At 68.2% G+C, this 6,787-nt stretch carries 7 protein-coding genes; 3 read left to right on the top strand and 4 right to left on the bottom strand.

The genetic code is table 11. The features are described 5' to 3' along the window. Positions 1 to 48 precede the first annotated feature (48 nt). The 4 genes from AC1DZ6_RS15795 to AC1DZ6_RS15780 are packed head-to-tail and all read right to left on the bottom strand — an operon-like array spanning position 49 to position 3,650. Positions 49 to 885 carry a rhamnogalacturonan acetylesterase gene (locus AC1DZ6_RS15795; RefSeq protein WP_477098109.1) on the bottom strand — a complete coding sequence of 279 codons (837 nt, stop codon included), beginning with the start codon at positions 883 to 885 and terminating at the stop codon, positions 49 to 51. Next, positions 882 to 2,024 (bottom strand): FMN-dependent L-lactate dehydrogenase LldD, encoded by a 1,143-nt coding sequence (gene lldD / locus AC1DZ6_RS15790; protein WP_477098108.1) that lies wholly within the window; start codon positions 2,022 to 2,024, stop codon positions 882 to 884. Before lldD ends, AC1DZ6_RS15795 begins: the two co-directional genes overlap by 4 nt. A 4-nt stretch (positions 2,025 to 2,028) precedes the next feature. After that, the gene (locus tag AC1DZ6_RS15785) at positions 2,029 to 2,790 is read right to left on the bottom strand and encodes an SDR family NAD(P)-dependent oxidoreductase (protein ID WP_477098107.1); all 762 of its coding nucleotides are present in this window, start codon (positions 2,788 to 2,790) and stop codon (positions 2,029 to 2,031) included. A gap of 29 nt (positions 2,791 to 2,819) precedes the next feature. Next, the gene (locus AC1DZ6_RS15780; RefSeq protein WP_477098106.1) at positions 2,820 to 3,650 is read right to left on the bottom strand and encodes an IclR family transcriptional regulator; all 831 of its coding nucleotides are present in this window, start codon (positions 3,648 to 3,650) and stop codon (positions 2,820 to 2,822) included. Positions 3,651 to 3,882: 232 nt separating this feature from the next. Between AC1DZ6_RS15780 and rhmD the strand changes: the two genes are divergently transcribed. From rhmD to AC1DZ6_RS15765, 3 genes are read left to right on the top strand one after another with little or no spacing between them, the layout of a single operon-like run. After that, positions 3,883 to 5,061, top strand: a complete 1,179-nt coding sequence (gene rhmD, locus AC1DZ6_RS15775; protein WP_477098105.1) for an L-rhamnonate dehydratase — start codon at positions 3,883 to 3,885, stop codon at positions 5,059 to 5,061. Between the two features lie 21 nt (positions 5,062 to 5,082). Beyond that, entirely contained in the window at positions 5,083 to 5,946 is an 864-nt protein-coding gene (locus AC1DZ6_RS15770) for a 2,4-didehydro-3-deoxy-L-rhamnonate hydrolase (RefSeq protein WP_477098104.1), read from the top strand. Further along, positions 5,943 to 6,698 carry an SDR family NAD(P)-dependent oxidoreductase gene (locus AC1DZ6_RS15765; RefSeq protein ID WP_477098103.1) on the top strand — a complete coding sequence of 252 codons (756 nt, stop codon included), beginning with the start codon at positions 5,943 to 5,945 and terminating at the stop codon, positions 6,696 to 6,698. Before AC1DZ6_RS15770 ends, AC1DZ6_RS15765 begins: the two co-directional genes overlap by 4 nt. Positions 6,699 to 6,787 lie beyond the last annotated feature (89 nt).

Here is a 6,787-nt window from a genome sequence, read left to right as displayed (position 1 = left end):
GCGGAGCACCTTCCAGGTGCTCCGCTTTTCTTTTGCTTGAAGAGAGGGCTAACGGCCCACGCAGCGCGGGCCGCCGAGGGTCGGCTGGGCGCCGGTCGATGTCGGATGCACATAGGCCGAGACCGGCAGGTTCAGGAACGCCAGCCGTCCCGCCACCAGCGAAGCCGCCAGGCGCGCTCCGCCCTCGTTGATGTGCGTGGTGTCGCTGATCCCCTGGGGGTAGCGGGCGACGCCGTCCTGCGGCGTGTAGATCAGGTAGAAGCCGCGCGACCCCGCCTCGCCCCGCGCCTGCTGCGCGCCCATCATGTCGGCGTCCAGGTCGATCAACGGCGTCGCCGTGGCCTTGGCGACGTCCCGGACCGCCTGGGCGTAGGCGCCGTGGGTTTCCTGGATCTTGTCATCGAGGAACACGTGCTTGGCGATCGGCGTCATCAGCACCGGTTGGCCGCCCGCCGCCCGGACGTCGGCGACGAAGCGGGTCAGGTTGTCGGTATAGGCGCCCTTGGGATCGGTGAAGCGGACGATCTTCACCCGGTCGGCGTCGTTGTGGCCGAAGGCGATCATCACCGTGTCGCCGGGCTTGAGCTTCTCCAGCAGGCCCGTCCACAGCCCCTCCTCGATGAAGGTCTTGGTCGAGCGGCCGCCGCGCGCCAGGTTCACCACCTCGACGCGGGGATCCAGCGAGCACTTCAGCACCATGCCCCAGCCCATCTGCGGATAGGCCGAGGCGCCGTAGTTGGCGGCGGTGGAGTCGCTGGCGATCAGGATGCGGGCGACCGGCGCGGCCATCGGCGGCGGCGGCGGCACGGCGGTCAGATCCGGCGAGGGCGCGCCCGGCGCGGCCTGCGCCAGCGCCAGGGCCGCGAGCAGCGACGCCAGGCTCATCGCTCGACCTTGGCCAGGATGGAGCGGTCGATCTGATCCAGGGTGTTGACGCCGGTCAAGGCCATGGCCACGCGCATCTCCTTCTCGATCAGGTCCAGCAGTTGGCTGACGCCCGGCCCGCCGCGCGCCGCGAGGGCGTAGACCCAGGYCCGGCCCAGCAGCACGCCCTTGGCGCCCAGGGCCAGCATCCGCACCACGTCTAGCCCGGAGCGCACGCCGCCGTCGGCCAGCACGGTCAGGCGGTCGCCCACCGCTTCGGCGATGGGCGGCAAGGCCCGAGCCGAGGACACCACCCCGTCCAGCTGCCGGCCGCCGTGGTTTGAGACCACGATGCCGTCGGCGCCGATGTCGGCGGCGGCCTTGGCGTCCTCGGGATCGAGCACGCCCTTGATGATCAGCGGGCCTTTCCACTGGTCGCGGATCCAGTCGAGATCCTTCCACTGGATCGAGGGATCGAAATTTGCCCCCAGCCAGCCCATGAAATCTTCCAGGCCCGAATTGGCGCCCAGCACGGGGGCGACGTTGCCCAGGGTGTGGGGCCGGCCCATCACGCCGACGTCCCAGGCCCAAGACGGCTTGAACGCCGCCTGGACCAGCCGGCGCATGGCGGCGTTGGGGCCGCTCATGCCGGAATGGGCGTCGCGATAGCGGGCGCCGGGCACGGGCATGTCGACGGTGAAGACCAGGGCCGTAGCGCCCGCGTCCGCCGCCTTGGCCAACAGGTCGCGCATGAAGGCGCGGTCGCGCAGCACGTAGAGCTGGAACCAGATCGGCGCGGGGCTGGCCTTGGACACCTCGTTGACGTCGCAGACCGAGACGGTCGACAGGCAGAACGGCACGCCCTTGGCGGCGGCGGCCTTGGCCGCCTGGCACTCGCCGCGCCGCGCGTACATGCCCGTCAACCCCACCGGGGCCAGGGCGACCGGCAGGGCCTGGTAGTGGCCGAACAGGGTGGTCGAGGTGTCGACCTTGGAGACGTCCTTCAGCACCCGCTGGCGCAGGCTCAGGTCGGCCAGGTCCGAGACGTTGCGGCCCAGGGTGCGCTCGGCATAGGCGCCGCCGTCGATATAGTCGAACAGGAAGCGGGGCAGCTTGCGCCGCGCCGCTTCCCGAAAGTCCGTGGTGGACGAGACGATCACGTAACTACTGCAGGTTCACGAACGCGCCGCCGTCGACCAGCAGGGCCGCGCCGGTCACGTACTTGGCCAGGTCCGAGGCCAGGAAGACGATCGGCCCGGCCAGGTCGTCGGGCTCGCCCAGGCGGCCCAGCGGGATGCGGCCGGCCATGTATTCGCGCTTGGCGACGTCGGCCAGGTCTTCCTTGTTGATCGCCGTCTCGATGGTGCCCGGCAGCACCGAGTTGCAGCGGATGCCGTACTTGCCGAGCGCGATGGCGGTCGATTGCATGAGGCTGTGCACGCCGGCCTTGGTCGGGGTGTAGTGGGTTTGCATGCCGCCGCCGACCAGGGCGCTGATCGAGCTGACGGCGATGATCGCCCCGCCGTTGCCTTGCTTGACCATCTGGTTGGCCGCCGCCTGCACCATGTAATAGGCGCCGAACAGGTTGACCTTCATCGTCCGCTCCATGACCTCGGGCGGCATGTCGAGGAAGGCGTGGAAGGGGCAGATGCCGGCGTTGTTGACGAAGACGTCGACCTTGCCGAACGCGGCGACGGCCGCATCGACGAAGCCCGCCGCGGTGGCCACATCGGCCACGTCGCCCTTCACGGCGATGGCGCGGCGGCCCAGGGCCTCGATCTGGGCGACGGCGTCGGCCGCGCCCGCTTCATCGGAATGGTAGTTGATCGCCACGTCGGCGCCGTGCTGGGCGCAGCCGATGGCCGCGGCCTTGCCGATCCCGCCCGAGGCGCCGGTCACCAGCACCACCTTGTCCTTCAGAAGCATCGTTCCTCCACTATGTACTTGTGAGCGGCCTAGCGTTTCGCGGCCGTCCTCTTCTCGTTCCATCCCAGCTCGACGCCGATGGCGTTGGCGCACTGGCGCACGGTCTCGGTCAGGTCGGCCATGCGCGCGTCGTCCATGTACTGGGCCGCGCCCGAGACGCTGATGGCCGCGACGATCGCGCCGCTGGGTCCGCGGATCGGGGCGGCGACGCAGCGGATGCGGTCTTCGTTCTCTTCAAGGTCGTAGGCCACGCCGCGCTTGGCGTAGTCGCGCATCCAGGCGATCCACTGCTCTTCGTCCGGACCGTGCTCCGAGCGCGGACCTTCCTTGCGATAGAGCTCCTGCCAACGCTCCTCGGTCTCGTCCAGCACCAGGGCCTTGCCCAGGCCGGTCGAGCGGATCGGCTGGCGGTCGCCGACGCGCGAGCTGATGTTGATCCGCCTACGCCCTGTGAGCTTGTCCAGATAGTGGGCGCGGTCGTCTTCCATCACACCCAGGTGGACGGTGTCTTCCAGCTCTTCCCAAAGGCGCTCGAGATGCGGGCGGGCGATGCGCGGCAGGTCCATCTGCTGGCCGGCCAGATAGCCCAATTCCAGGAGCTTGGAGCCCAGGCTGTAGCCTTCGCGCGGGGTCTGGGCCAGCAGCCGGCGCTCGACCAGGGCGGTCGCCAGGCGGTGAGTCGTGCTGCGGGTCAGGCCCAGGCGCTGGGCCAGGGCGGGCAGGYCGATGGTGCCGGAGTCCGCGACCACGTCCAGCAGGTCCAGCCCCCGGAACAGCGTCTGGCTGCCGCTGGGCGACTTAGCGCCGGCACTGTCATCCTTGGCCACCGCTGAGGCTCCCCTTGACGCGTCACGTTTCATTTTGTAGCACTCTCTCTCATAATATGGTACCTAGCGCAAGCGGCGAAGGCGACGATCCGGTCACCGAAAGTCAGGGCGCGCCACCGTGTCATAGGACGTCCCGGGGAGGTAGGCGCGACCGCTCAAGGTTTCGCCAAGCATGTCGAAGGCCTTTGCCTCGCGATAAGCCCTTCTCTTTCTTTAAGTTGATCGCTTCCTCTTAGGAAGTGTCGGGCTGGAGCTGGTTTTTCCCATGCCGTTTCCCCTTATCAAGGCGGTTCGCGCCTATGTCGTGCGCGGCGGTGGAGCCGATTATCACGACCAGGGCGAAGGCCACTGGATCGACGACCACATCGCCACCCCGATGTCGCGCTATCCCGAATATCGCCAGAGCCGCCAGAGCTTCGGCATCAACGTGCTGGGCACCCTGGTCGTCGAGATCGAGGCCGCCAACGGCACGATCGGCTTCGCGGTGACCACCGGCGGCGAGCCCGCCGCCTACATCGTCGAAAAGCACCTGGCCCGCTTCCTGGAAGGCCGTGATCCCGCCGAGATCGAGAAGATCTGGGATCAGATGTACTTCTCCACCCAGTACTACGGCCGCAAGGGCCTGGTCGTGAACGCCCTGTCCGGCGTCGACCTGGCGCTGTGGGACCTGCTGGGCAAGCTGCGCCAGGAGCCGGTCTATCACCTGCTGGGCGGCAAGGTCCGCGACGAGCTGACCTTCTACGCCACCGGCGCCCGCCCCGACCTGGCCCAGAAGATGGGCTTCATCGGCGGCAAGATGCCCCTGCACCACGGCCCGGCCGAWGGCGAGGAAGGCCTGCGCAAGAACATCGAAGAACTGGCCACCATGCGCGAGCGCACGGGCGAGGACTTCTGGCTGATGTTCGACTGCTGGATGGCGCTGGACCTGAACTACGCCGTCAAGCTGGCCCACAAGGCCCACGAATATGGCCTCAAGTGGATCGAGGAAGCCCTCAGCCCCGACGACTACTGGGGCTATCGCGACCTGAAGAAGAACGCTCCCAAGGGGATGCTGGTCACCACCGGCGAGCACGAGGCCACCCGCTGGGGCTTCCGCATGCTGCTGGAGATGGAGTGCTGCGACATCATCCAGCCCGACGTCGGCTGGTGCGGCGGCATGACCGAGCTGGTGAAGATCTCCAACCTGGCCGACAGCCGGGGCGTGATGTGCATCCCGCACGGCTCCAGCGTCTACAGCTACCACTTCGTCACCACCCGCCATAACAGCCCGTTCGCCGAGTTCCTGATGATGGCCCCGAAGGCCGACGAGGTGGTGCCGATGTTCCACCCGCAGCTGATCGGCGAGCCCGTGCCGGTGAACGGCAAGTTGAAACTCTCCGACGCCCCCGGCTTCGGCGTCGAACTCAATCGCGAGGTCGGTCTGCACCGGCCCTACGCCCGCTAACTCCCCCGAAAGCGTGACCCCATGAAACTGCTCCGTTACGGCCCCCGCGGCACCGAAAAGCCCGGCCTCCTCGACGCCGAAGGCAAGATCCGCGACCTGTCGGGCGTCGTCGCCGACATCACCGGCGCCGAACTGTCGCCCGCCAGCTTGAAGAAGCTGGCCGCCATCGATCCCGCCACCCTGCCGCTGGTCGAGGGCTCGCCCCGTTACGGCGTGCCGGTGAACGGCGTCAGCAAGTTCATCGCCGTCGGCCTGAACTTCGCCGACCACGCCGCCGAGTCGAACCTGCCGATCCCCGAAGAGCCGGTGCTGTTCACCAAGGCCGTCAGCTGCCTGACTGGCCCGAACGATCCGGTGATGATCCCGCGCGGCTCGCTGAAGACCGACTGGGAAGTCGAGCTGGGCGTCGTGATCGGCTCGCGCGCTTCCTACGTCACCGAGGCCGAGGCCCTGGACCACGTCGCCGGCTACGTGCTGATCAACGACGTCTCCGAGCGCGCCTTCCAGATCGAGCGCGGCGGCACCTGGGACAAGGGCAAGGGCTGCGACACCTTCGGTCCGGTCGGCCCCTGGATGGTCACGTCCGACGAAGTGGGCGACCCGCAGAACCTCTCCATGTGGCTGGACATCAACGGCCAGCGCAAACAGGACGGCTCGTCCAAGACCATGATCTTCCCGATCAGCAAGCTGGTCTCCTACATCAGCGAGTTCATGACGCTGGAGCCGGGCGACCTGATCACCACCGGCACCCCGCCCGGCGTCGGCATGGGCCAGAAGCCCGAGCCCGTCTATCTGAAGGCCGGCGACCAGATCCGCCTGGGCATCGAGAAGCTGGGCGAGCAACGCCAGATCGTCGTGGCCTGGTCCAAGGACGGCGTCGCGTGAGCACGCCCTACGCCAACCGTTTCGCCGGCCGCACCGCCGTGATCACCGGCGGGGCCTCGGGCCTGGGCAAGGCCGTGGCCGCGCGCATCGTCGCCGAAGGCGGCCAGGTCTCGCTGTGGGACCTCGACGCCGACGGCCTGAAGGCGACCGCCGCCGAGGTGGGCGCCAAGCACGTCGTCGCCCTGGACGTCTCGGACCAGGCGGCTGTCGCCGCCGCCGCCGCTGACGCCAACCAGGCCCTGGGCGGCCGGATCGACATCCTGGTGGCCTCGGCCGGCATCACCGGCGCCACCGCTCCGGTCCACGAGTATCCGCTCGACAGCTGGCGACGGGTGATCGACATCAATCTCAACGGCCTGTTCTACTGCTGCCGCGAAGTCGCGCCGTTCATGATCGCCGGCGGCTACGGCCGGATCGTCAACGTCGCCTCGGTGGCCGGCAAGGAAGGCAATCCCAACGCCAGCGCCTATTCGGCGTCGAAGGCGGGCGTGATCGGCCTGACCAAGTCGCTGGGCAAGGAACTGGCCACCAAGGGCGTGATCGCCAACAGCCTGACCCCCGCCACGTTCGAGAGCCCGATCCTGGAGCAACTGCCCCAGAGCCAGGTCGACTACATGCGCGGCAAGATCCCGATGGGCCGCCTGGGCGAGATCCACGAGAGCGCGGCCATGGTCTGCTTCATGGCCAGCGAAGAGTGCAGCTTCACCACCGGCGCCACCTTCGACACCTCCGGCGGCCGCACGACCTTCTAAGGGAGCGGAAGTGATGGCCTATCTCGGCCCGATCATCGACCCGCACATGCACCTGTGGGACCTGGAGCGGCACTATTACAGCTGGCTCC

The organism is Caulobacter sp. P1_B12_2 (assembly GCF_056406675.1).
The sequence above is the reverse complement of the archived record's forward strand: the minus strand, read 5'-3'. Positions and strand labels throughout refer to the sequence as shown.

Bases quoted from the DNA above. Each gene is read 5' to 3' on its own strand.
- AC1DZ6_RS15795 (WP_477098109.1), bottom strand. From the start codon at position 885: ATGAGCCTGGCGTCGCTGCTCGCGGCCCTGGCGCTGGCGCAGGCCGCG.
- AC1DZ6_RS15785 (WP_477098107.1), bottom strand. From the start codon at position 2,790: ATGCTTCTGAAGGACAAGGTGGTGCTGGTGACCGGCGCCTCGGGCGGG.
- AC1DZ6_RS15770 (WP_477098104.1), top strand. From the start codon at position 5,083: ATGAAACTGCTCCGTTACGGCCCCCGCGGCACCGAAAAGCCCGGCCTC.